General features: G+C 69.2%; 19 protein-coding genes. 12 read left to right on the top strand and 7 right to left on the bottom strand.

The window, feature by feature from the left end; genetic code table 11:
- Window positions 1-108 precede the first annotated feature (108 nt).
- On the bottom strand, window positions 109-1,098 hold the full coding sequence (locus tag B7Y49_RS02155) for a YafY family protein (RefSeq protein ID WP_374125922.1): 990 nt from the start codon (window positions 1,096-1,098) through the stop codon (window positions 109-111).
- Window positions 1,099-1,159: 61 nt separating this feature from the next.
- On the opposite strand from B7Y49_RS02155, the gene B7Y49_RS02150 reads away from it, so the two are divergent.
- From B7Y49_RS02150 to B7Y49_RS02130, 5 genes are read left to right on the top strand one after another with little or no spacing between them, the layout of a single operon-like run.
- Window positions 1,160-4,495: a TM0106 family RecB-like putative nuclease gene (locus tag B7Y49_RS02150; RefSeq protein ID WP_374125921.1), complete on the top strand. Its 3,336-nt coding sequence runs from the start codon at window positions 1,160-1,162 to the stop codon at window positions 4,493-4,495.
- Between the two features lie 49 nt (window positions 4,496-4,544).
- The gene (locus B7Y49_RS02145) at window positions 4,545-4,799 is read left to right on the top strand and encodes a hypothetical protein (protein ID WP_374125920.1); all 255 of its coding nucleotides are present in this window, start codon (window positions 4,545-4,547) and stop codon (window positions 4,797-4,799) included.
- An 11-nt stretch (window positions 4,800-4,810) separates the two neighbouring features.
- Window positions 4,811-5,080 (top strand): DUF1883 domain-containing protein, encoded by a 270-nt coding sequence (locus B7Y49_RS02140; protein WP_374125919.1) that lies wholly within the window; start codon window positions 4,811-4,813, stop codon window positions 5,078-5,080.
- Between the two features lie 14 nt (window positions 5,081-5,094).
- Window positions 5,095-5,292, top strand: a complete 198-nt coding sequence (locus tag B7Y49_RS02135; protein WP_374125918.1) for a hypothetical protein — start codon at window positions 5,095-5,097, stop codon at window positions 5,290-5,292.
- A 10-nt stretch (window positions 5,293-5,302) separates the two neighbouring features.
- Window positions 5,303-5,500, top strand: coding sequence for a hypothetical protein (locus tag B7Y49_RS02130; RefSeq protein WP_374125917.1), 198 nt, complete (start codon window positions 5,303-5,305; stop codon window positions 5,498-5,500).
- Between the two features lie 12 nt (window positions 5,501-5,512).
- Here B7Y49_RS02130 and B7Y49_RS02125 read toward each other — a convergent pair whose 3' ends face one another.
- The gene (locus B7Y49_RS02125) at window positions 5,513-6,376 is read right to left on the bottom strand and encodes an SIR2 family protein (protein ID WP_374125916.1); all 864 of its coding nucleotides are present in this window, start codon (window positions 6,374-6,376) and stop codon (window positions 5,513-5,515) included.
- Window positions 6,376-7,428, bottom strand: coding sequence for a DUF262 domain-containing protein (locus tag B7Y49_RS02120; RefSeq protein ID WP_374125915.1), 1,053 nt, complete (start codon window positions 7,426-7,428; stop codon window positions 6,376-6,378). The genes B7Y49_RS02125 and B7Y49_RS02120 overlap by 1 nt, the downstream gene beginning before the upstream one ends.
- 373 nt (window positions 7,429-7,801) lie before the next feature.
- Between B7Y49_RS02120 and B7Y49_RS02115 the strand changes: the two genes are divergently transcribed.
- From B7Y49_RS02115 to B7Y49_RS02100, 4 genes are all read left to right on the top strand, one after another.
- A complete protein-coding gene (locus tag B7Y49_RS02115) occupies window positions 7,802-8,332 on the top strand; it encodes a hypothetical protein (RefSeq protein ID WP_374125914.1) in 531 nt (176 codons plus the stop codon).
- On the top strand, window positions 8,329-8,739 hold the full coding sequence (locus tag B7Y49_RS02110; RefSeq protein ID WP_374125913.1) for an antitoxin Xre/MbcA/ParS toxin-binding domain-containing protein: 411 nt from the start codon (window positions 8,329-8,331) through the stop codon (window positions 8,737-8,739). Before B7Y49_RS02115 ends, B7Y49_RS02110 begins: the two co-directional genes overlap by 4 nt.
- Window positions 8,724-10,418 (top strand): hypothetical protein, encoded by a 1,695-nt coding sequence (locus tag B7Y49_RS02105; RefSeq protein ID WP_374125912.1) that lies wholly within the window; start codon window positions 8,724-8,726, stop codon window positions 10,416-10,418. Before B7Y49_RS02110 ends, B7Y49_RS02105 begins: the two co-directional genes overlap by 16 nt.
- 250 nt (window positions 10,419-10,668) lie before the next feature.
- The gene (locus B7Y49_RS02100; RefSeq protein ID WP_374125911.1) at window positions 10,669-12,390 is read left to right on the top strand and encodes a hypothetical protein; all 1,722 of its coding nucleotides are present in this window, start codon (window positions 10,669-10,671) and stop codon (window positions 12,388-12,390) included.
- A gap of 553 nt (window positions 12,391-12,943) precedes the next feature.
- Here B7Y49_RS02100 and B7Y49_RS02095 read toward each other — a convergent pair.
- The gene (locus tag B7Y49_RS02095) at window positions 12,944-17,218 is read right to left on the bottom strand and encodes a hypothetical protein (protein WP_374125910.1); all 4,275 of its coding nucleotides are present in this window, start codon (window positions 17,216-17,218) and stop codon (window positions 12,944-12,946) included.
- Between the two features lie 254 nt (window positions 17,219-17,472).
- Between B7Y49_RS02095 and B7Y49_RS02090 the strand changes: the two genes are divergently transcribed.
- From B7Y49_RS02090 to B7Y49_RS02080, 3 genes are all read left to right on the top strand, one after another.
- Window positions 17,473-17,802: a DUF6471 domain-containing protein gene (locus B7Y49_RS02090; protein WP_374125909.1), complete on the top strand. Its 330-nt coding sequence runs from the start codon at window positions 17,473-17,475 to the stop codon at window positions 17,800-17,802.
- Between the two features lie 83 nt (window positions 17,803-17,885).
- The gene (locus tag B7Y49_RS02085; RefSeq protein WP_374125908.1) at window positions 17,886-18,173 is read left to right on the top strand and encodes a helix-turn-helix domain-containing protein; all 288 of its coding nucleotides are present in this window, start codon (window positions 17,886-17,888) and stop codon (window positions 18,171-18,173) included.
- The gene (locus tag B7Y49_RS02080; protein WP_374125907.1) at window positions 18,170-19,342 is read left to right on the top strand and encodes a PD-(D/E)XK nuclease family protein; all 1,173 of its coding nucleotides are present in this window, start codon (window positions 18,170-18,172) and stop codon (window positions 19,340-19,342) included. The genes B7Y49_RS02085 and B7Y49_RS02080 overlap by 4 nt, the downstream gene beginning before the upstream one ends.
- Before the next feature lie 15 nt (window positions 19,343-19,357).
- Here the strand turns inward: B7Y49_RS02080 and B7Y49_RS02075 are convergent, their stop codons facing one another.
- The 3 genes from B7Y49_RS02075 to B7Y49_RS02065 form a co-directional block, all read right to left on the bottom strand.
- Entirely contained in the window at window positions 19,358-20,389 is a 1,032-nt protein-coding gene (locus B7Y49_RS02075) for a hypothetical protein (protein WP_374125906.1), read from the bottom strand.
- Between the two features lie 289 nt (window positions 20,390-20,678).
- Window positions 20,679-22,829, bottom strand: a complete 2,151-nt coding sequence (locus tag B7Y49_RS02070; protein ID WP_374125905.1) for a DEAD/DEAH box helicase family protein — start codon at window positions 22,827-22,829, stop codon at window positions 20,679-20,681.
- Window position 22,830: 1 nt separating this feature from the next.
- On the bottom strand, window positions 22,831-23,316 hold the full coding sequence (locus tag B7Y49_RS02065; protein WP_374125904.1) for a DNA phosphorothioation-associated protein 4: 486 nt from the start codon (window positions 23,314-23,316) through the stop codon (window positions 22,831-22,833).
- Window position 23,317 lies beyond the last annotated feature (1 nt).

Raw genomic sequence — 23,317 nt, 5'->3', positions numbered from 1 at the left:
CTCGGGCGACGACCGGCAGTCAGTAGACCTGCACCGCGACGCGGTGATCGGACTTGAACGTCGCCGGGATGCGTCGGTAAGGTCTTCGGCCGCCGTTCGGGACCGGCGTCATGGCAGCACGCCAAAGGGCCGCCGGTGGCCGTGCACCATCTCCCGAAGCGCGGCGGGCTGGAGCACCTCGACCGCCCTACCCCAAGAGTAGAGGTGCCAGCACATCTCGAGGTGGCCAGACGCTCGGAAGCGTACGAGCAGCGAGCCGTCCGGCTCGTCCTCGACGATCTGGGTCGGGTGGAATACGAACCGGCGCGCGTGCGGCGCTGCGTCGGGCGTGAACCGCCAGACCACGTCGCCGTGCTCGGCCGCGCTCTCGAACGAGCCGAAGCCCTTCTCCGCGTGCGCGACGATGCTGAAGCCGGGCTCGATCTCGAAGCTCTCCTCCAACACCTCGGCCGAGTGGATCTCCTCGACGCGGTAGTGCTGGAGCCGGGCAGCCTTCTTGGACGTGTCGCGCGCGACGAGGTAGCGGCGCACACCCAGCAGGAGGCCATACGGCGCGACCACCCGTTCCGTGGGCTTGTCCTGTGTCCTGCGGCGGTAGGTGATCCGGAGCAGGAACGGCCCCTTGAGCGCCTCCGAGATGGCGGCGTTGACCCCCTTGTCGATCGCGGGCTTGGGCCCGGGCCGGGCCGCGTGCCCGAGCGCCTCGAGCAGCGCCTCCTCGTCGACCGCGAGCCGCGTGCCGACGCCCGGCGGCAGCAGCGCGCGTACCTTCGACTGGAGTTGGCGCAGCGTCGCGGCCTCGGCGGTCATCTGCTGAGCCTCGAGCTCGGCGATCGCCGTCGCCAGCGCGGCGAGTTCCTCCGCCGATGGCGTCAGCAGCGGCGCGATCGCCTTCGCGTGGATTCGCCAGCGGCGCTTGCGGTCCTCGCCGTCATCGGCCTCCGTCTGCGGGAACGCCGCCTGCAGCGCGTCCGTCATCCGCTGCGCGGTGCGGTGCGAGCAGCCCCACTCCTCGACAATGTCTTCGAGCGACACTCCGGTCCGGCCCGTCGCCATCATCGCGAGCTTGAGCAGTTCCTGACCTTTGGCGAACGACATGGCATCACCCCGACAGCTTTTGTCACCCTTATGTGTTATGTCGGACGAAAGGGGAATGCGTTTGCGCAAGATTGACGATGTCCTGAGGCTGTCCGCCAGCGACCTCATGCGGTTCAAGGGGTGCCGCCACGCGACCGCGCTCGACCTGCGACTGATCGAGGTCGGCGACCTGAAGCCGGGTGAGGACGGCGCCGAGGCCGAGCTGCTGCAGCGTCAGGGCGACGAGCACGAGCTGGCCTTCCTCGGCAGGCTGAAGGCCGATGGCAGGCGCGTCATCGAGATCCCGAAGGACGGTCTGCCACTCGAAGAGTCCGTGCGTCTCACGTTGGAGGCGATGCGGGACGGCCCCAACGTCATCTTCCAGGGCGCGCTGCTCGATGGCGCGTGGGGCGGATACAGCGACTTCCTCGAGCGGGTCGAGCGGCCCTCCGGCCTCGGCGCCTGGTCGTACGAGGTCGTCGACACCAAGCTGAAGCGCAAGCCCGACCCGAAGCACGTCCTCCAGCTCTGCCTCTACAGCGACCTGCTCGCTAAGGTTCAGGGCGCGGCGCCCGAGGCGGCGCACCTGGAGCTCGGCGACGGCAGCCGCTTCACCGTGCGCCTGTCGGACGTGTCGTCCTACGCGCGCCACGCGCGCCGCACACTTGAGGCCTTCCTGGTCGAGCGGCCCCGGACGCGTCCCGAACCGGTGTCGGCGTGCGCGCTCTGCCGCTGGGGCGACCGGTGCGGGGAGCGATGGGAGGCCGAGGACAGCCTCGCGCTCGTCGCCGGCATCAGCCGGTCGCAGCGCCATAAGCTGGAGGCGGCTGGCGTCGACACGGTGGCAGGCCTCGCGGCGCGGGCCGACCGCGTGCCGAATATGGCGGCCGAGACCCAGCGCAGGCTGGTCGCTCAGGCGCGGCTGCAGTCGGCGCGCCGGGCCGGCGGCGCGCCATCGTTCGAGCTTCGCGATCCCGAGGCCGGCAAGGGCTTCGGGCTGCTGCCGGCGCCCGACGATGGTGACGTCTTCTACGACATCGAGGGCGACCCCTACTTCCCGGGCGGCCTCGAATACCTGCACGGCGTCTGGTTCCGCGAGAACGGCGTATGGGAGTTCCGTGCCTTCTGGGCGCACACGCGCGACGGCGAGGGCCGCGCCGCCGCCGATCTGCTGGCGTTCCTCGTCGACCGCATGCGCCGCTATCCCAGCGCCCACGTCTACCACTACTCCAATTACGAGATCGCGGCGCTACGGCGCCTGACGGCGCAGCATCGGACCGGCGAGGCGGCGATGGACCAGCTTCAGCGCGAGCGCCGGTTTGTCGACCTGTTCAAGGTCGTGTCGGGCGGGCTGGTCGCGTCCGAGCGCGGCTACTCGATCAAGGACCTTGAAGCCTTCTACATGGAAAAGCGCGCGGCGGACGTGGCGACCGCCGCCACCAGCGTCGTGTTCTACGAGGAGTGGCGTGCGACCGGCGAGCAGCGCCTGCTAGACGAGATCCATGCCTACAACCGCACCGACTGCGTCTCGACCCAGCTGCTGCGCGACTGGCTCGTGCGCGACGTCCGCCCCTCGGCGATGCCGTGGCCCGTGCTCGGCACGGTGCCGGAGAGCGGTACGATGTCCAACATCGACGCCGAGGACGGCGAGGTGGCGGCGCTCCGCGCTCGCCTGCAGCCGGTCGGCGATCGTCTGGGCGGGCGGGTCGCCGACCTGCTTCTCGATCTCAGCCAGTTCCACAAGCGCGAGGACAAGCCGGCGTGGTGGGCGATCTTCGACCGCCTGGCGCAGGAGAGCGAGGAGCTGCTCGACGACCTCGAGTGCATCCAGGGCCTGGAGGCGTTGGGCGCGCCGGTGAAGGTGACCGCGAAGTCGTTCGAGCGGACCTACCGCTTCCCACCGCAGGAGACCAAGCTGCGCGCCGGCAAGGCGCCGTGCGTCAAGCCAGCCGCGATGCCGGAGGACGTGAACCTGCGGTCGGTCGACCATGACGCCGGCACCCTGGTGTTGAGGCGGTCGGCTGCGAAGGGCGAACTGCCCGACCGGCTCGACCTCCTCCCGCCGCAGCCATTGCGCAACAGCGTGCTCAAGGACGCGGTTACGGCCGTGACCAACGAGATCATCGCAGGCTCGGGCCGCCTGCCCGCCGTCGAGCACCTGCTGACGCGGTCGCCGCCGGTGTTCGTCGACGGTCCGCGCCCCGCCGGCGTCGTTCCGGGCGAGGGCGACCTGCCGGCCGAGACCAGCCTCGCGGTCGCGGCGATGGCGGGCACGACGCTCGCAATCCAGGGTCCGCCCGGCACCGGCAAGACCTACGTCAGCGCGCTGTCGATCGTGGACCTCGTCCGCGCCGGCAAGCGCGTCGCGGTCTCGTCGAACAGCCACAAGGCGATCGGGAACCTGCTCGGGGCGGTGGCAGACCGGGCGCGTGCCGAGGGTGTCCGGTGCCGCGTGGTGCAGAAGGCGTCCGACGATGGCGACGACGAGCCGCATCCCGGCATTGTCTTCGTGGCCGACAACGACGCGCCCGAGATCGCGTCGGCGGACGTCGTCGGGGCGACCGCGTGGCACTTCGCACGCTACGCCGACGCGGCCTACGACTATCTCGTCGTCGATGAGGCCGGGCAGGTGTCTATCGCCAACATCCTCGCCATAGCGCGATCCGCCCGCAACATCGTGCTCGTCGGCGATCCGATGCAACTGCCGCAGCCCCTCCAGGGCAGCCATCCGGGCGACAGCGGCCGGTCATGCCTCGAATACCTCATCGATGGCCACCGCGTCGTGCCGGCCGACCGAGGGATCTTCATGCCGGTCAGCCGCCGCATGCACCCGCGTGTCTGCGGCTTCATCTCGACAGCGGTCTACGAGGACCGGCTAAGCAGTGACGACGCGGCGGGCGGCCAGACCCTGGTGTCGCCCGCCGGCGTCGACCTGATAGGCGTCGGTATGCGTTCCGTCGCGCACGTCGGCCGGTCGCAGGTCTGCCCCGAGGAGATCGCGGCGGTGGCAGCGCGTGTGGCGGAGCTGGTCGGCGCCAGCTACCGCGACCGCGATGGGCGCGAACGTCGGATCGGCCTCGCCGACGTGCTGGTCGTCGCGCCCTACAACGCGCAGGTGAACGCGCTGCGGGACGCGCTGCCCCCGGCGGTGCGCGTCGGCACGGTCGACCGCTTCCAGGGGCAGGAGGCGCCAATCTGCCTCGTGTCGATGACGACGTCGAGCGGCGAGGAGCTGCCGCGCGACATCGCGTTTCTGTTCTCGCTCAACCGCATCAACGTGGCGGTGTCGCGCGCGCAGGCGGCGGCGATGGTGTTCGCCAGCCCCCTGCTGCTCGAGACCCCGTGCCGCACCGTGGAGGAGATGGCGCTGGTCAATACGCTTTGCACGCTGCGGGAGTACGGGGGTGACAGCTTCTGACACGCACGCGTGCGAATGTACCGTCATCGCAACTGACGGAGATTCGCAAATGGCCTGCTGGGATATCGGAATCCGCAACATCGTCGACGTCGACGGGCAACTGCTCGCGTTCGACGCCGACATCGTCGACCCCGCGGCCCTGCTTTCCCGGGCGAAACGGCCCGCCGACCGGCAACTCTGGCTGGTGCGAGCGGGCGAGCGCCTGGCGGTCCGGCCGGACCAGCCGCTCCGCCTGACGCAGGACGAGGTGCTGTTCTTCGAGACGTCGTCCGCGTCCGCGCCGGCGCTGCGCCTCGCGGCCTGAGGAGGCGGGCGATGGATTTCAAGCACTACGACCTCGGGACCGTCGCCGGCGGCAGCGTCGTGGAGGTGACGCTGAGCGGCAGCGCGGCCAACGTCCGCCTGATGGACCGTTCCAATCTCGACGGTTTCAGCGCGGGACGCGGGCACCGCTACGTCGGCGGCCTCGCGAAGCGGTCGCCCGTGCGGCTTGAGGTGCCGCGGTCGGGCCCCTGGCACGTGACCATCGACATGGACGGGCTGAGCGGCACCGTCCGCTCCGGCGTCCGCGTGATCCGAAACTGAGCCCGGAGGGATGAATGCGCAAGCAGGTCGAGGACGAATGGACTGGCTGGGACGGCGACACGATCGTGAAGCTGACCGATGGCTCGGTGTGGCGGCAGGAAGAGTATGTGTATGAATACCGCTACTCATACCGGCCGCAGGTCACGATCTCCGGCAACCTGATGCACATCGACGGGATGAGCCGCGCGGTCCGCGTGCGGCGCCTGGACTAGGAGGGGCGCCATGCAGTCCCGAGTGGACGGTGCCTGGACCGGTTGGACAGGCGACACCGTGGTCAAGCTAGCGAACGGCACCGTCTGGCGTCAGCAGCAGTATTATTACCGCTACCGGTACAAGTACCGGCCGCGCGTGATAATCGATGGACACTACATGCACGTCGAGGGCATGTCGAAGGCGGTCAGGGTACGACGCATCGGCTGACGCGCCCCGCCGTTAGGCGGTGCCGAGGTCGTGCAGCGCCGTCACGAATTCGGTCAGCTCGGCATAGTCGTCGCCCTTGCTGATGGGGATGATCTGCACCTTGCTGTCCTTGAACCACCGGGTTTCCTCGATGCTCGTCATGTCCTCCTGCGCCATGAGCGCAAAGTGGTTGGGCCCCGTGGTCGGCGCGAACTCGTCGGCGAGGTAGCCGAGCAGCAGCTTGATCTCCGGGTCGACGAGCGACGCGCCGACAAACACGATTGTGAACATCGAGAACATCGCCGCGAGCAGGCTCTGGTATGCACGCTGCCGGTAGAGCAGCTCGCGGTAGTCGATCTCCGTCAGGATGATGCCGTTGCCCGCCTTCGACGCGTCGCCGTGCGCCTTCAGGATGAAGAACTCGCGCTTGTAGAGCCTTCGCTGGATCTCGCCGGCGTCATTGAAGGTGCAGGCGTTGACCCAGTAGGTCCCTGCCTTCCGGTAGGCGAGCTCGAGCAGGATGTCGTAGTTCGTCGTGATGACGAACTTGAGCAGGCCGGCGCGAACGATCGCCTCGTGCAGGCCGGTCGGCTCGATCGCGGGATTCACGAACGTCTTCTCGATGAACGCGTCGAAGTTGCTTCCCAAGTCCTCCTTCAGGCCGCCCGCCACCATCAGGAACTTGCCGCTGTCGTCGATGAGCGCTTGGTATTCGGCGAGCCGCTCGCCCTTCACCAGCCGCAGTCGCTCGCCTTCGGCGATCATCAGCTTGAGCAGGCCCTTCCAGGTCGGCAGGCCGGCCCCGACCGAGGCTCCCGCGCCGACGAGCATCGCGCAGCGCCCTTCGCGGTAGGCCGAGACGAGCGGCTCGGGGATGTCTGATCTGTCGAATGCCATCAGGCCCTCCCGGAGATGTCTACGAGGAACGCCCGCAGCGCCGTGGCGCGCACCCGGATGTTCTGCGCGAGCGCGGGCTGCAGCCTGAAGGCGTTGATGTAGTTGTAGAGGTGGCGGTCGAGGGCCGCGTCGCGCCGGCTGCCGCGGATGAGGACCTCGGGCTTGCTGGTGAATTCCAGCCGGCGCGCGCTGAAGGCATTAAACGCTGCCGCGAGCTTGGTCGCGTCGGTCGACTGCCCGGCTCGCTGCCTCTCCATGAGGAGCCAGCCGAGGTCGACAACGATCCACTTCTGCGTGAGCTTGCGGCCGATCGCGGCGTTGACCTCGGCGAGGACGTTGAGGGCGTCGCCGACCTCCGCCGCCATCTCGAGGATGTCGTGTGCCCGGTCAGGGCCATAGGACGCGATCAGCGCCTTGAGGTTCGGCGCCTTGAGGTCGCCGCGGTCGCCGTTAGCTGCGAGCCCGAACAGCAGCGTCGCGTAGTCCGCCTTCTTGTATCGCGACCCGGAGATGCGTGAATCGACGAAGAACTCGTGCGTCTCGGAGATCACGTTTATGGTGTGCTGGAGAGGGCCGCCCATCGCGTTGCGGAGCTCCGCGGGATTTAGCGAGACGCCCATTTGAAGCCGCGAGAAGAGGCTCGATATCTCGTCCTGCGTGGAGGCTATGATCTCCGACACGACCACTTCGAAGGCGTCGAAGCGTTCCCTGAGGTCCTTGTGGAGCTGACCATAGGTCAGGCCGTGCACGTTGTGCCCGTCGATCGGCGGCAGCGGGTCCGTAAAGGCGAGCGCGAGGTCGCCCGCCCTGAATTCGAACATCGCGCGCAGCCGCTGCTGCCCGTCAACGGCGTCATGGTCATATGGGGAGCCGGCCGCGTTCCGACGGAGGTAGATCTTCGGGATGTCCATGCCGCGCAGGACCGAATCTATCAGGAGCACCTGCCTGGGCGGCTGCCAGGCCGCCCCGCGCTGGAACCGCGGATTGAGGTTGATGGCGTCCTTTTGCTGGATCAGCCTGCTGACGGGCCACTTGCGTTGTTCGATCTTCATCCGTCGCTGACGCCCCTCCAGGCCACCCGGCGGGCGGATCGGCCTGCCACCCCGCCTTTCGCGGCACCTCCCTGTCTGGCCGATACGCGGCCGGGAGTCACCCCTCGGGCCCGAATTTCCCCGTTTCGGTCATACCTTTGCGGGTCGCCCCGCGGGCGCGGCGGCACCACGCATTGGCCAGAGGCGACTCATCGTCATCAACTGTGACAAAAACTTACTTGTAAGTAAGTTTCTATTGCCTTATGTGTGTCGCCGAAGGGAAGGAACGATGACGGCAAGGCAGGGAAGAGGCGAGACCGGATGGTCGCGCGGTCGGGGGTGGCGGATCGACTCCGTTGCGGCGGAGATCCTCGGTGAGCGCTCGACCAGGGTAATGGCCGACGCGGCGGACCTCGTGCTCGCCGCGTCGCGTGCGCCCCGGCCCGGGGCGGAGCTGGGACGACTTTCCGAGATCCTCATGCAGCACGCCGCAGTCCAGGACCTGCTGGCGGGATGCGGTCCGGGTGTGGTCAAGATCGACCACAGGCTGGAGTCGCTGGCTCGGGGTCTCGTCGACGTCCATCCGCATCTCGAGGAGGTCACCACCCACGTCCAGCGCATCGCCGTCTCGGGCCGCTCGGCGAGATGGCTGGTGGTCGTCGCCAGCGAGATCATCGGCAGCTTCGCGGTGGACCCCGGTCCCGTCGGCTGCACGGGGGTCGCGCTCGGCCTGTCCATCGAGGAGGACGTCGTGGTCATCGCCGCAGCCGGAGCGTCGGGGGACGGCCCGTCGCTGCATCTCGACGGGGCGCGTCGCCTCGTCTTGGCGATGGGCGGCCGGTTTCGCGAGACCATGGTGGACGGCGTCCGCGCGATCGACGTCGCCATCCCTTGCCGGGTCTTCGCTCGGGGGGTGGCGCGGTGAGCGCGCGCGGGATCGCCCCGGCGCCGGCCGACCTCGTCGAGTTTCGTGGAATGCTCGAACGCTTCGAGGCGGTCGTCCTGGACTGGGAACTCAAGCCCTGTGAGACGGCGGCGCTGCTGGCGCTGCCAATCCATTCCTTCGCACGCCTTCGGCGGACCGGCGGCGCCTCGATCGACGTCGAGACGCGCATGCGGCGCGTCGTCGAGGTCGCCGGGCTCCTCCGTGCGCTCCTCGGCGAAATCGCAGAATGCGCGCTGTGGCTCCGCCGACCGAACCCCGGCCTGATTGGACGCCGGGCCCCGCTCGCCGTGATCCTCGGCGTCGACACGGGCCTGCGGCAGCTGCGCGACGCCCTGCGTGAGGAGGTCGCGCAGGCCGGCGCGGATGTGGCGTGGACCCGGACTTGAGGCGGGGGAGCTGCGTCACCGCGCAGCAGGCGCGGATCCATGAGCTGTTCGTGCGGCATGGCTCGATGTCGGTGGTGGCGCGCGAGGTCGGCGTTTCGGCCATCCGCGTCCGCGAGGCGCTGGTGCAGTACGAGCGCAACCGGCTGCGCGACCAGGGCGTCGTCCCGCCGACGTTGCGCGAGATGATGCTGGGCGATGTCGCGACCAGGTTCGGCACCCTCAGGACCGGGATCGGCGGGAGGCCGGCCAAACACGCGCGCGCCGCAGCCGGGGGCGCGCCACGCGGTCCGTCCGCCGCTCCGCGCGGGCGCGTGCTGCCAGCGACGGCGAGCTGCCGCCGCTTCGTCGTGACGACGGTCGTCGCCGGCGCCGAGGTCCACAATGGGTTCTGGGGCAACCTCAAGGCCTTCGCCGACTGGCGCGGCGCTGAGCTGCTCGTCATCCGCAGGGGCGCCGTCGGGCTCGTCGGCGGTGCCGATGCGCGGCTGCGCGCCCTGGCGGAGACGGAACGGGTGGACATCGGCGGCCTGGTCGACGTCGCCGCGGACGTGAGGGTTCCGTCGCGATCCATGAGGCCGCTCGACTCGCTGGCCCTGCCGCGTTCCGCCGCGTGGACGATCGTTCCGCACGCCGCGATCCAGCTCGAGACGCTGCCGCGGCTCCGGTCGGAGGGTCTCCGCATCCGGATGACGACGGGCGCGGCGACCATCCCCGCGACGCGGTCGCGCGCCGATCAGGCCGATGGTCTCGGAGCCGTCGTCGTCGAGGTGCGCGATGGCGTCGCCCACTGCAGGCACGTACTCGCCACCGCCGAGGGCGATGGCGCCTTCCACGATCTCGACGTGTATGTGGCGGCGGGCGTGGTGGCGGCCGACCATCGCGTGGCCGCGATAGTGTTCGGCGACGTCCACCACGCCCATCTCGACCCCGGCGTGGCGATGGCGACGTGGGGGATCCGGTCCGATGGTCGGGTCGTCGGGCGATCGCTTGTCGACCGCCTCAGGCCAGCCACCATGATCTTCCACGACGTCTGCGACTTCTCGGCCCGGAGCCATCACGACGCCCGCGACCCGCACCGGAGATTCGCGCTCATGACTCAGGGTCGTGACGACGTGAGGGACGAACTGCGCGCCACGGCGGATTTCCTGGCCCTCACGCGCCGCGATGGTTGCGCAAGCGTCGTCGTGCCGTCCAACCACGACGCGGCGCTGGCCCGTTGGCTGCGCGAGGCCGACTTCCGCCTTGATCCGGCCAACGCCGAGTTCTTCCTCGAGTGCTCGCTCGCGCTCTATCGCCACATGGCGCTGGGGCACGGCACCGATGGCGTGTTCGAGCGGACGCTCCGCGCCCTGTCGCCGGACGGCCTCGCAGACGTGCGCTTCCTCGCCACCGGCGAGGGACTCGAGGTCGCCGGCGTCGAGTGCGGCATCCACGGCCACGCGGCCGCGGACGGCAAGCGGGGCAGCATGCAGTTCTTCGAGGGCCTGGGGATTAGGGCGGTGCTGGGCCACAGCCACCGCCCCACCACGCGCGGCGGCATCTGCAGCGCAGGCGTGTGCCAGCCGGATCTCGCCTACGCGCGCGGACCGGTGACGGCCTGGGCCATCGGGCACGTCGCCGTGCACCACGATGGCGCGCGGCAGCACCTGATCTACGATGGCGGCAGGTTCCACGCATGAGCGCCTCCTCCGCCATCGCGGCGCCGCGCCGCTGCTTCGCGTCCGGTCGCGTGCCCTCCCGGAGCGCGCTCAGACGTGTGTTTTCGCAAAACCGGACCGTGGACTGGGAATATTTGCTGTATATCAATGACTTTACAGGATCTTTACTCTCCGCGTCTGATTGCGAAAACCGATGCGCGAATGACCTCGCTGTGAAGGTGGGGCCATGAAAGCGGCCAGGTCGAACGCCGGGTCCAATTTACGGCGCCTCATGTCGAACCTGTCGCGCAACGCCGCCGCGCTGGAGATGCTTGGCGACCTCGGCATCAGCCCCTCGCTCGTTGCGGCGCTCGAGCTGGGGATCAAGGAGCCCTACATGCGCGCGGACGGCACCGTGTCGGACGGTGTTCTCGCGTATCCCTTAGGAGCGGCGGACGGCCGCCGGCGCTACGGGTACCTCAACCTGCCCGGTCTGACGGCATCGCCTGACCATCCGGTGGCCTGGGGCCCTGGGCACGCACGCACCGTGCTCCACGGCGAGCGGGGCGACCTGCTAGTGCTCGCGTCGCCGCTCGACGTCTTTCGCGTGCGCTCATCGGCCGAGCGGCGCGGACTGGGTCTTGCGGCGGTGGCCTCGTCCCAGCCCGACGTGACGCCGGCGGACTGGGACGACCCGGCCTTTTGGGGGCGGTGGACGCGGGTCGTCATCGCCGAGGACGTGGCGGCCGCGGTGCGCACCCGCATCGCCGCGATTGCCCGGCGCCCCGTCCTGCAGTCGGTAGATCGGCCCATCGCGGAATCTCAGGACGACGATGCTGAGACGCGGCTGGACCGGTGGGTGGACGCCATGCTCGACACGTCGCGGCCGGTCGGTGCGGCCTTGGCCGCGTCGCGGTACCCGACGTCGGACCGACCCGGCGACTTCGCGGCCGATCCACTGGCCCTTCACGGGGGCTTCGCCGCAGGCCATCTCTTCTACCCCTTCCGGGTCGAGCGTCGTCAGGCTGGCGTGGCGGGTGATCGCGCCGCCCGCCTGCTGCATTCATACCAGACGCTGGTCGTCCGGAGCGACGGGGCGGTTCTGGATGCCAGGACGCTCCCCGCGCCGGCAGGGACACCCAGCGCCTATCGCGTCCATGCGTTGAGCGACGGCACGCGCATCGCTTCGCTGCCGGAGCCGAGCCGGAACCCGACCTGGTCCCTCGAGGGCATCCAGTCGTTCGTCGCCGCGCGGACAGAGGGCCGCGACCCGTGCGCGCGACCGGCATGCGATGTGATGGAGGACGTACATCGCCTGATCGCGTCGCGGGTGTCCCTGCCAGACCCCGACGACGTCTGGGTCTCGGCAACGTTCGTCGTCATGAGCCACATGTTCCGCATCTTCGGAGCGCTGCCGATCCTGCTGATCGAGGGCGAGCGGGGCACGGGCAAGTCGGAGCTGGCGGCGGCTATCGCGTCGCTCGCCTTCAACGCTGTCACGATGGGCCAAGGTTCGGCGGCGGCGCTGGTCCGCCTGACGCGTGAGTGCGGCGGCCTGGTCGTGCTCGACGACGCGGAGGGGCTTAGCGCGGGCGGCACGGGGTTCGGCGAGCTCGCCCAATGCCTCAAGGTGGGCTACCGCGCGTCCACCGCCCGCAAGCCGATCACGCTTCCCGGAGGAAGGGTCGAGACGTTCGATTTCTTCGGTCCCCGCATGATCACCTGCACGCGCGGGGTCGATCCCGTCCTGGGCTCAAGATGCGTGCGCATCACGTCCGCGATCGGCGTCCCAGCGGCCGAGGACGCCGACGTCGATGCGCTCGCCGTTCGTGATGAACTTCACGCGCTGGCGATGTCGCGCGCCGCCGACATCGAGGGCGTCTATGCGACGATGATGGCCGCCACGGTCGATCGCGATGGCGAGATCTGGACGCCGCTCCTCTCCATTGCGCAGACGCTGGGTTCGGACGCCGCGCTGGCGGCGATGGGGCGCGCACGCGACCGCCGCGTGTGAGCGCAAGACCGCTCTAGCCGATGCTTGCGCGATCTGCCCAACGTCGTTTCCGGACTGACCGACGGTCGTAGACGACCATGAGCCGTGGCCCGGCGACGGCGCCCGTTGCATCAATGCAGATGGTCTCTGTGCGATCCGATTGGCGGGCGCCTAGGTGCGGCCCAGCGCCGGCGCCCAGGCGTGACGCCGTCCGCAAGCCCTCCGCAAGATTTTCGAGAGGTCGCTTGCGGGGTTAGTGTTGGTAAGTTTCTGTATTTTTTACAGATCAGCATTATTCTGGCCGTCTCGCTCTATCAAGGCACCGCGTCGCCGCTATGCGCGCAGACCGGCATATTTTGACCACGAATGCCAAAATAACAGTAGCTTACCGTCTCTGACGCACAAAACGCCGGATTTCGGACTTTGCGGACGCGAGATCCGTGCGAAAACGCGGGTCCGCCAACGTGCAGCGCGCGGGATGCGGTGTTCGATTTCAAGGGCATGAGCCAGCCCCGGGGGCGGGCCACCGGCACGGAGTGCCGGTTTGCAGAAGCCATTGTCCGGTGATGCGGCGTCAGCTGCAGTCGGCCAGGAGCTGTCCGGCACGCTGGCCGTTGTCCTGGGGACCGAACTCGACGTAGTCGCGCCGTGCGGTCTCCTCGGAATCCTGGATAACGCGGCCGGCGTCTGCGTAGCTGCCTCCCTTCTTCAGCACCGCCGTGGCGCCGACGTGCCGCACGCTGTGCGGTCCGTGCGGCATGAAGCCGCGGATGCCGCGACGGCGGTGCCGGTTGTGGACGAAGTGGCGCTTCGTCATTTTGTAGTAGCAGTGCGCGAGGAGGCTCGCGGTGAAGGGCGTGCCGCCCTCCGTAAGGAAGAAGCGGTCCTCGTCGGCGGCGCCATCGTCGAAGTCGTCGAGGTCGTCGAAGTAGACCGCCTCCTCCGGCACGGCCTCGAGCGCCGCGTCTTCGCCGGACGCGCCATCGGCCTCGCCCAGGAAGTGCTCCCGCGTGGTACCGAGATACTGGTCGAGGAGGTCGTACAGCCCGTCCTCGTTGCGTAGCGTCATCCTGAAGTAGTCGCCGCCGATGAAGTACTTCCCGTGCTTGTTCTTGAAGTTGTCCTTGTGGATCTGGACGACCCACTTGCCGTTCTCGCGGCGCAACTGCCCAGTGCCGTCGGCCCGGTAGGTCAGCCTCGCGAGGTTCTTCACGCGCAGGAGCGTCTGGAACAGGATCAGGGCGAGGACGCAGTTGCGAAGCCACGTGTGGCGGAGCCTGATCTGCGTCGGTTTCGCGTTGACCATCCTCTGGATGGCCTTGCGGTAGTATCGCAGCGGGTGCTTGGACTTGAGGAGCTTGCGAACCGACGCGAACGGGTCGCGCCGCTTGGTGAGGCGCGGCTGGTTGTTGCGCGCGGCGCGCCGGTCCAGCAGCTTGCCGTAGTGCAGCGCATACAGCTCGCCGGCGTGGTCGCAGAGCGCGGTCCAGCCCTTTGCCCCGCTGGCCACGCCACGCAATTTGTAAGTCCGTCGGACGTCGCCGTCCTGCTCCTTGTCCCACCAGGCCAGCATCGCCCTGACCCGCGCCGGCATGTCGCCTTGGTTGCGGACGTAGCCGCCCTCCTTGACGAAGTTGTGGAACAGGTTGACCGCCAACAGGGTCTCGGAACTCTCGTCGCCGGAGCGGTTGGCGCGGAACTTCACCCAGCCGCGATACAGGTCGCGGACCGCGATCAATCCGAGGCTGAGATGCTTCGGTAGGATTCCTAGGCCCGGTTCGGGAGTGTAGCCGACCGAGCGCGCTGCGGCCTCGGCATGCTCCCGGCGCCATTCCGGAGTCAGTTCGCTGACGCTCGGCGGCGGCGTCTTGATCTTCGGCGGCCGTGTCAGGAAGCCGAAGAAGCTCTCTAGCACGTTCAGCAGCCGGTCCTCGCCTCCACTGCCGAGAGGCTTCGTTTTGTCGTCCTGGTCCGTGTCGCCCAGGTCGGCGCCTATCTCCATCACGTCCTTCGGCAGGCGCGTGAGCCGGTAGGCGCGCCATTCCTCCTTAAGGTGCTTCGGCCAGTCCTCTCGCCGGAGCCGGTATTCGTCGAGCACCAGCACGCGCTGCCGGCGCGCGTAGACAGTGTCCTGCGAGATGACCCGGTCGGCGACGTTGTTCAGCAGCGAACGCTGCTGCTCGCGGGTCAGCCGCTCGTATCCTATCGGCAGGTGGGCGTCGTAGCCCCGCGGGATCGGGATGCCGTCCGGCGCCAGCTCGTAGACCCCCCTAACGCGCGAGTCGGCGCACATCTTGCGGGTGAGCGAACCCGGCGTCAGCTCGAAGACCTCCTCGGCGATGTCGATCGCGAATTGCTGGGCGAATGTCGGCTCCCGGAGGCCGAGCGTCCACGACTTCACGGTCTCGGTGCCGAGCTTCCGGTTTGAGCGCTCCTCGATCCTGTGTTGGAGTTCGTTCCACGTCATCCCGCTTGCGCGCAGCATGATCTTGAGCGACCGCGCCAAGCCATCCGCAAGCATGCGTTCGCGCCGCATCTCGCCGAGGTATTCGCGCCAGCGACCGAGCTCGGAGCCGACGACCGTGGCGACGGGTGCGCCGACGGCCAGTTCGGGGATCGCGCCCGCGTCGTCAGCGAGCGACAGGCCGGCCGCCGCCATCGCGTCGAGCAGCGCCCTCACGCTCCTCGCGACCGCCTGGCCGGGTTGGGCGCTCCGGGTGTCCTTGGCCCGTCGCTCCCGGCCCTCGGCGATCAGGTCCTCGATCGACACGCCAATGGCGCCGGACGCGTACGGCTTGATGCCGAGCCTGATCCGCCACTCATCGATGCAGGCCAGGTAGGCGGGCGTCTTGGTCAGGGTCAGCACGTCGATGAGCGTGCGTTCGGCGACGACCGACAGGTCGACGTGCCCCTCCTGCAGCGGGTCGCCCGGCAGACCCTCCTTGCAGGAGGCGAGGTAGCGTCCGAGCACGGCAAGCGACCGCTCGTTGCCGTCTCGGCTGCCCTTGGCGGTGGCGGGGACATGGACCGGGCCGAGCTGCGGTATCGGGCGGCAGCGGTCCCTGATCCGGTCCATCCAGTACTTGTCGATCCGGCCGGGTGAGACGTGTCTGCCCGTCAACTGCGTGATCTCCGCGGCGACGCCGGCCGCGCTCATGTGGCCTGACGTCTCGCTCAGGCGTGGCCAGCCGAACCCGCGCTCGTTGATGTGCCGGACGTAGGCGTCGACCAGCGGATCGAGCTCGTCGTTGTGCCGCTCGCGCCGCGTGGGCTGCTTTCCGAGTTCGGCCGTCATGTCCTCCACCGCGCGCCGAGCCTCCTCGAAGGCGGCGATGCTGCCCGCGCGCAGGCACAGCGCGCGTTCGAGCGCGGCGTGGCTCGCGTGGTTCCCGTGGTCGACCCTGACGCCCCGGCGGGCGGCCGCCAGGCTTGAAGCGTGCCCCGCCAGAGCGGAGACGATGGTCTCGAGCAAGCGCGCGCGCGCGTCCGCGACGCGGACGGCGTCGCCGCGCGGCCCGATCGCCAGGACCCGTCGGGCGAGGTCGGGGAAGCGCTTCATGGTCCCTGCGGTGAGCTGGTAGAGGTGCTCGACGCACGGCAGGTCGACCTCGCCGGACGCGCCCCGGGGCACGCCCTGCACGCCGGCGAGCACGTGCAGCTCGTAGCGGTCGACCACGGCGGTCACGTCGTTCAGCAGGCACTCGTTCGCGTCGAGCTTCGTCCCGCCGTTGGCGACGTGGAGCTCGCGGTGGAGGCTGGAGGCGCGCGTCCGGACGGCGTTCTGCACCACTAGCTCGCCGCTCAGCCCGAGTTGCTCCAGCAGCGCCTGGTGGTCGAGCATGCCGGACGGGAGCGTCGGGAAGGCCGTTCCGCGCAGCGCGTGCGTGTCGAACGCGTCCCTAAGCTCGCGCATCGCGGCGGTCACGACCGTGTCCCGCTTCCACGTCGACGCCGGCTGGCGCAGGCCGTGCCGGCGGGCGATGGCGACGAACCGCGCCTGGAGCGCGTCCGACCTGGAGATCTCGTGCGCGGACACGCCGGTCCCAGGTTCGGCGAGCGCCGCGGAAGGCTGGCCGAACAGCGACGGCACACGTCCGCGGTCGACGAGCAGGCGGATGTCGTAGGCGTCGAGCGCCGCGAGCGCGGCCTCCTCGCCGACCTCTGCGGCAGGGGGCGGCGCGTGCTCCGCCGCCATCCGGTCGAGCGCGGCCGTCACGGATCGAACGTCCTGCCACCCATCGGGAAGCCCGGCCATGCGGGCGAGCGTCTTCCGCGCGATCTGGCCATCGGGACCGGCATGCGCCCGCATGTCCAGGCGCAGGCGGCGATCGAGGTTGGCGAGCCGTTGCATCATCCGCGAGGCGCTCTTGCGGGTGCACGGGGCGCGTGGAGGCGGATCGTCGAGCGTCCGGCCCTCGGCCGCGCCTTCCAGAGCGTTCTTGACCTCGAGGTGCTTCGCTAGGGTCGTCCTCGAGATGCCGGCGAGCCTGCAGGCGTGCTGCCGGTCGAACTCGCCACGGATGCCGCGTCGGAGCTTCAGCTCCCCCCCGTCGAGCCGTCCGCGCAGCGTTGCGATCCGCGCAAGCGCCATCGCCTTCGCCTGCCCCTTGCGGACCTGACCGGTGCGGTCGCCCGTGCACCCGGTCGTTCCGCTGTCCGGGAGCGCGCCCTGTTCGCCGGTGACCAGGGTCGCGATCCCTTCCTCCGAGCCATCTTCGATCATGCCGGGCGGTTCCTGTTCGGAGCTGTTCGGGAAGAGATCCGGTTGGATCCGATCGTCGACGCCGACGGACCTCGGTGCCTTCATAGCGCTGGATCCGGTGGTCGGTTCTGAAGTCGTCGTCGGCATGCGCTGCTCATCCTCTGGGCGCGCGCCGTCGTTCACCCCGATGGCGGTCGGGATGGTGCGCGCGGCGCTCGTTGATGTCGTTCGTGCCGATGGCAATCCGCCGGTTCGACGAAATGCTGGCGATTGTCCCTAAGATCGGCTATAGATAGTTCGCTAGGTCATATTGATCCTCTGAAATACCCATATAAGGGTATATTTCAAGTTTGTCGAGTCATCCGTGCGGCGTGACGCCGCGTCGGTCGGGGAGTGCTTGGTTGGGCGACGATGCGTGGGAGCGGCAGGCAAAGAACCTGATACGGGCCGAGCTGATGCGGCGCGGGATGAGCCAGGAGAGCCTTCTCGCCGAGCTTGCCCACCACGGCGTCATCGAGACCCTGGCCAATTTCCGGAAGAAGCTCAGCCGCGGACGGTTCAGCGCCGTCTTCTTCCTCCAGGTGATGGCCGCGCTCGGCGTCGACTGGATCCAGCTGCCGCCAGCACCCGGGACTCCGGAGGGCGACGAGGCGGCCGGCGAGCACGGTGCGCAGCGGTTGGCGAGGGGTGACAGGCACGCGCGGAACGCCCGCGGCGGTGGCCGGCACTGATGGGCGGCGGCGTCCTCGCCTGATCGGGCGGGAGGGACAGGCGAAGCTGGACTCGCCAGGCAGCCTCCCCCACGATACGAATCGTGGGAGAGCTGACACTCTATGCCGGCGTGGCGGAGCGCATAAGGACGTTGCGCAGGGCGGCGGGGCTGTCCCAGGAGGAGCTCGCGGAGCGCGCGAGCCTCAATCCCTTCTACATCGTCAGGACCGAGGCGGGGAGGCAGAACCTCTCGCTCCAGACGATCGGCCGCCTAGCGCTGGCCCTCGGCGTCCCGCCGTCCGCGCTGTTCGAGGGCGTCGCCGCGGAGCCGGAGCTGCTCGAGGCGAAGCCTCGCTCGAACGCCCGGGCTAAGCCCGCCATAAAGGATTGAACGCCGGTCTGGACTTCGAGGTGCGTCGGCTCCTGGCGCGCGCCGGCGAGGCAGCCGTCGCGCCCCCGTTCAACCCGGTGAGCCTGCTCGTGCGCAACGAGATGGACTTGTCCCGCCTGATCGCGTGGATGCTCGACCCGCGCGCGGACCATGGACAGGGTCCAGGCTTCCTGCGACCCTTCCTCCAGCTTGCCGGAATGGAGGATGCGGTGCGGCTCGAGCGGTCGCGCGTCGAGCTCGAGGCGACGCGCCGGGTCGGTGGCGCCATCATCGGCCGGATCGACGTTGAGGTCACCCATTCCTCGTTCGTCCTGCTCGTCGAGAACAAGCCGTTCGCAGACTTCGGCGAGGAGCAGCTCGAGCGGTACGTGAGTTCGCTACCGGCCGATGGTCGTGCCGGACGGGTCGTCGCCCTAGTCGGGCGCGGCTGGAGCGACGCCGCGCTGAAGGGTGTGACGCGCGCGAGCGGCGCGACCGCGGTGCGGCTCGGCGTCGAGGTAAGGGACTGGGTGGGAGCCTGCGCGGCGTCGCTGCCGGCGGGGCGAGTCCGCGAGTTGCTTGCGGCGATGCGGGAGGATCTGGACATCCGCCACGGCGGCATGTGGGAGGAGGCGATGATGGATATAGTGGACGCGATGACCGTGACTCCCGGGGAGGTCGCGGCTGCGGTTGCCATTATCGAGGCCCGCGATAAGTTCGCTGAGCGCGTCGGCCGCGACTTCCGGGCACGCGTCTCGTCGCTGGCCGGGGCGAGCGGTCTCAGCGGCTTGAGGCCCCTCGAGGACGAGGCCTCGCTCTTCACGGGAAGCCGCCACGGAATGCTCCGTCTCGATATCGGCCTTGCGGACTTCGACATGGTGCTGGAGGCGGAGGGCACCTACCTCCGCGACGTCTCGGTGTCGCTGTGCGCGCGCCGCAAGACGCCGAGGATCGAGCGGACGCACGCGGCGCTGGTCGCGCGGATGGTCGAGGTGTTCGGCGTAGGCGCGGGCGAGCCGCTGGTGGAGTGGTATGCCTGGTGGGACTGGGTGGGCGCGCTGCATCCCACCGGACGTGCGCCCGCCGACGCGCCGGGCCTGTGGGCGTGGGCGGCCGACGCCTCCGAGGACGGTCTCGCCGCGCGTTTCGTCCGACGCGCCGCTGAGGTCAGGGACGCGGTCCACGCCTAGCCGCCGGGCGCTTCGCTATGCCGCCCGCCGCAGGAACTGCCCGGTCTCGGCGTTGAAGAGCCGCGTCGGCGCGTCGATCTCTAGCGCGATCACCCCGCCGACGCCGCGGCGGGTCGAAGCGACCGTCAGCCCCTCGAACAGCTTGTCGCCGCTGAGCTCGGCGACGTCGCGCCCGACAAGCGTCTCATCCACGCCCCACGCGGGATCGGCGGCGATCTCGAGACGGTCCATGCACCACCGCCATGCCCCCTCTGCACGGCTGTGGAAGTTGCAGATGACCTTGCCTTCGCTGCTCACGATGTGGAGGTGTCCGGTCGAGCCATCGCGCATCGCCACCTCGACGGTCTTGTGCCCGACGCGGACGACCTCGCTAATCGTCTCGAAGCCGAGGTCGTACTCGAACAGGATGCTGAGCGTGACGACGTCTACGGCGACCGAGGCGCCCTGCCGCCCGAGCGCGTCGCGCTTGTCCTGAATTTCCTTCTGTTGGTTCAGCGCGCCGGCCAACTCGTCCGCCACGTCCCCCGGTTGCCCGACGTCGAACCCGATCACGTCCGGGTTGAGGTCGCGGTTCAGGCCGTTGACCAGGACGCGCGCGAGCACATGGTCCGCCGCCTCCTTCCAGGAGCGGTCGGTCATGTGCCACGCGTAGGTGGGCCGGAGCTCGATGCGTTCGAGCGAGACGTCGAGACCCTCGGCTCGCGCGTCGGCGATCGCGGCCTCGGCCGCGCGGCGCGTGTCGGCGGCGTAGCGGCGGAGGCTCCAGCGGGCCCTCTCCACGTTCGGCAGCGCCTTGAGCAGGTCCTCGGCGAACCGCTGGAACACCACCGCCGGGGCCTCGTTGCGGTGCAGGGACTTCAGCGGGAGCGACAGGTTGCGCCCGATCGGCACCAGCACCACCGCCTCGACGTAGTCGTCTTCGCCCTCGGTGACCGTGAGCCAGCCGCGCTCCAGGTTTATGTCGCTGCGTCCCGATGCGTCGAGGGCCGCGCGGACCGCTGCGATCATCCAGTCGCCGGCCGCCACGGTGTCGAATGCCTTGTCCATTTCCTCAAGCTCCTTGCTTCTGGATGTCGAAAAGGAATTTTCCCCTTCCTTCATCATCCACCCCCTTGCGTTCCCATCATGCGACGCCACCGTCGGAGCAGAGAACACGCCGAGAGTTTAGAAACCGTTGCCGTGCACGACGATTGGACCGTTCCTGGGGCGTCTCCGCGCGATCGCGCATTAGTGACTGGGATGGTCGCGGCGCGCGGGCCCGCCGCGGTGCGCCCATCCCGTCGATCCGCCATACGGACGGAGCCACCGCCGCGGGCGGGGCTTAGGTCGCCGTGTGCTAGAGGATGTGCTCAAGGTCGTAGGCGGTCAGCACTGGCCGCAGCGTATCATAGGCGTGCGAGGCGTTGCGCGCGAGGGCGTTGAACTCGGCGACCCGCCGGAGTTCCGACTGGATGAGCTTGCGCGCGTGGCCCTCGCCGTCATCGTGGCCGGCTGGAAGCACGGTCACGAAGTCGTGTATCGTGGCGTGGTCCTTGCCTGGCGACCGCCGCAGGATGCGTCCGCGGCGCTGTATGAACTGGCGCGGGTCGCGCGAGCTGGCGAGGATGTAGGCCGTGCCGCACGCCGGCACGTCGATTCCCTCGTCCAGGCACTTGATCGCGACCATCGCGTCGATCAGCCCGATCCGGAAGTTCGCGAGTATCTCGTCCCGCTCGCGCCGGGGTTCGCGCGACGTGAACCTCGATATCCGCCAGCCTAGGCAGTCGAGCTGTCGGCTGACCACCTCGATCTGCCGCCCGGAGAACTGACCGTCGCCGTCGTCGGCGTCGCCCTCAACGGTACCGTCGCCGCAGTAGAACAGCGTGTGCGGATGTGGCCGCGCGCCATCGAGCGCCCCGGCGAGCGCTGGGATCTTGTTGGCGGCCGACGCGATGACACGCGCCCGCTTCATGAGCAGCGCGGTCAGTCCCAGGCTCGGCTTCGAGCCAGCCGACGCCTCGCGGGCGAACGCGCGGGCAATGTCGTTCGAGAGGTCGACGAACTCGTCGGCTTCGTCGGCCGTCAGCTCGACGATGTGCGGAAAGTAGTCGTAGGGCGTGAGGACTCCGTCATCGATCGCCTGCGCGAGCGTGTAGGTGAAGACGGTCTCGCCGTAATAGGCTGCGAGGCGAGCGTTGCGCTCGGCGTCGAGGTAGTGCTCGGGCGTCGCCGACAGGCCGATGCGGTAGCGGGCCTGCTCGGGCAGGAAGCCTCTGAAGCTCTCGGATGCGTGGTGATGGCACTCGTCGCCGATCCACAGCAGGCGGTCGCCCGGCACGCGCGCGATCGCGGCCTGGAACTCGGGCGACTTCAGCGTCCGGTTGACCACGACGATCGCCGCGAACGGGCGCGCAGCCATTTCGATCTCGTGGATGGTGCGGTCGAGGCGTTCGGCCCAGTCCGCCTTCGACACGTAGCAGCGTAGGGGGTCGATGCCGAACAGCTCGAGGATGTCGCACCACTGGTCGGCGAGGTTCTGGTACGGGACGGCGATCACCACCGTCAGGCCGGGGATCCCGCCCGCCATCTGCACGATGGCGTAGCAGGCGGTGATGGTCTTGCCCGCGCCCGTGGCGAGGTCGAGGATCCCGTTGAAGCCGCCCTTCTCGCGCCAGGCGTTGAGCGCGTCGCGCTGGTGCTGTCGGATAGAGAACGGCGACCCACCGATCGATGTCGGCAGTCGGGGGCCTGACGGCCGCAGCTCCTCCTCAACGTCCTCCTGCGCGGCCAGCCGGCGGGCGATGGCGGCCTCTCGCGCGGGGTCCGGGGGCGCCTCCGTGCGCGCCGCCACCTCGAGCAGCCGCTCGCTCAGCGCGGTGGGGACGTCCATCACCGCGGTGCCGCGGCTCCGGTTCTCCCAGAGCCGCGCGAAGCTGTCGATGTGCTCGGCGAAGTATTCCTCAAGCTCGGGGCGCCAGGTCGGGAAGACGTCGATCGACTCGTAGTTGTGCGTCGGCAGCAGCGCCTGAGCGCTCTCGTTGGCGGAGCCCGCGAACACGAACGCGTCGCCGGTGGCGTCGGTGATGATGCCGATCTTGTCGTGGTACATCCCCCGCGGCCGGAGCGCGACGCGGATGTCGAGGCGCCGCTCCGCGACGAGCCACGCAAGCGTCCGGAAACGCTCCTCGAACAGCTCGCCGCCCGCCTCGTCGATGCTAGCAAGGAACTCCTCGCCCAGCCGTTCGCACAGGGCGCGGCTCTCCTCGCCGCGGCGAACAGCCTCGATGTCGCGAGCGTCGGCGAACGCGCCGACGATCAGGCGCATCGTCCCGCCGTTGGCGACGAAGGCCGAGAGCGCCTGCGCGGCGTAGCTCAGCGTCGATCCCGAGAAGAACCCCACGGCGCGGTCGTATGAGGTCGCGACCGACAGCGCCGGGAGGTAGAAGTCCTCGAGGATGTTGTCCCGGTCGGACTTGTATACGCCCTTGGCGGGCACCGACCGCAACATGTCAGAAGCTGATCGCGCCGAGGTCGGGCTCGGCCTGGGCGGGGACGAGGTAGCCGCGCTCGCGCAGCAGGCCCATCAGCGCGCGATCGGGGTATTCGCCGCCGGCGCGCAGCAGGTGGTCCTTGATGATCGCGAGTCCGCCGTTCGCGTACTCCTCGAAGATCGCGGCGCACTCCGCCTCGCGGCCCTCGCGCAGCATGTCCGGCCCGTCCCCGGCGGCGAGCGCGATGAGGTAGACCAGGAACTCGGCGTCCGGCTCGCGCTCGAACTGCTGGTAGGAGATGTCCTCGACGCCCTGCGACCGGTCGAGCGGCACGCGCCTTTCCTCGGAGAAGCCTAGCAGCGCGGCGAAGCAGAGCACCTCGCGGATCGTGGGAAACAGCCTGCGCTCGGAATCGGGCAGCGGCAGCGACGCTAGTTTCTGCACGACGTCCTCGTAGACGCGACTACGGAAGATGTTCGGCAGGCTCGGGAGGCGGGTCGCCATG

The sequence above is a fragment of the Sphingomonas sp. 28-62-11 genome, from assembly GCF_002278865.1.
Taxonomy (GTDB): Bacteria; Pseudomonadota; Alphaproteobacteria; order Sphingomonadales; family Sphingomonadaceae; genus Sphingomonas.
The sequence above is the reverse complement of the archived record's forward strand: the minus strand, read 5'-3'. Positions and strand labels throughout refer to the sequence as shown.

Bases quoted from the DNA above. Each gene is read 5' to 3' on its own strand.
- B7Y49_RS02155 (WP_374125922.1), bottom strand. From the start codon at position 1,098: ATGTCGTTCGCCAAAGGTCAGGAACTGCTCAAGCTCGCGATGATGGCG.
- B7Y49_RS02145 (WP_374125920.1), top strand. From the start codon at position 4,545: ATGGCCTGCTGGGATATCGGAATCCGCAACATCGTCGACGTCGACGGG.
- B7Y49_RS02140 (WP_374125919.1), top strand. From the start codon at position 4,811: ATGGATTTCAAGCACTACGACCTCGGGACCGTCGCCGGCGGCAGCGTC.
- B7Y49_RS02135 (WP_374125918.1), top strand. From the start codon at position 5,095: ATGCGCAAGCAGGTCGAGGACGAATGGACTGGCTGGGACGGCGACACG.
- B7Y49_RS02130 (WP_374125917.1), top strand. From the start codon at position 5,303: ATGCAGTCCCGAGTGGACGGTGCCTGGACCGGTTGGACAGGCGACACC.
- B7Y49_RS02125 (WP_374125916.1), bottom strand. From the start codon at position 6,376: ATGGCATTCGACAGATCAGACATCCCCGAGCCGCTCGTCTCGGCCTAC.
- B7Y49_RS02120 (WP_374125915.1), bottom strand. From the start codon at position 7,428: ATGAAGATCGAACAACGCAAGTGGCCCGTCAGCAGGCTGATCCAGCAA.
- B7Y49_RS02115 (WP_374125914.1), top strand. From the start codon at position 7,802: ATGGCCGACGCGGCGGACCTCGTGCTCGCCGCGTCGCGTGCGCCCCGG.
- B7Y49_RS02100 (WP_374125911.1), top strand. From the start codon at position 10,669: ATGTCGAACCTGTCGCGCAACGCCGCCGCGCTGGAGATGCTTGGCGAC.
- B7Y49_RS02095 (WP_374125910.1), bottom strand. From the start codon at position 17,218: ATGCCGACGACGACTTCAGAACCGACCACCGGATCCAGCGCTATGAAG.
- B7Y49_RS02075 (WP_374125906.1), bottom strand. From the start codon at position 20,389: ATGGACAAGGCATTCGACACCGTGGCGGCCGGCGACTGGATGATCGCA.
- B7Y49_RS02070 (WP_374125905.1), bottom strand. From the start codon at position 22,829: ATGTTGCGGTCGGTGCCCGCCAAGGGCGTATACAAGTCCGACCGGGAC.
- B7Y49_RS02065 (WP_374125904.1), bottom strand. From the start codon at position 23,316: ATGGCGACCCGCCTCCCGAGCCTGCCGAACATCTTCCGTAGTCGCGTC.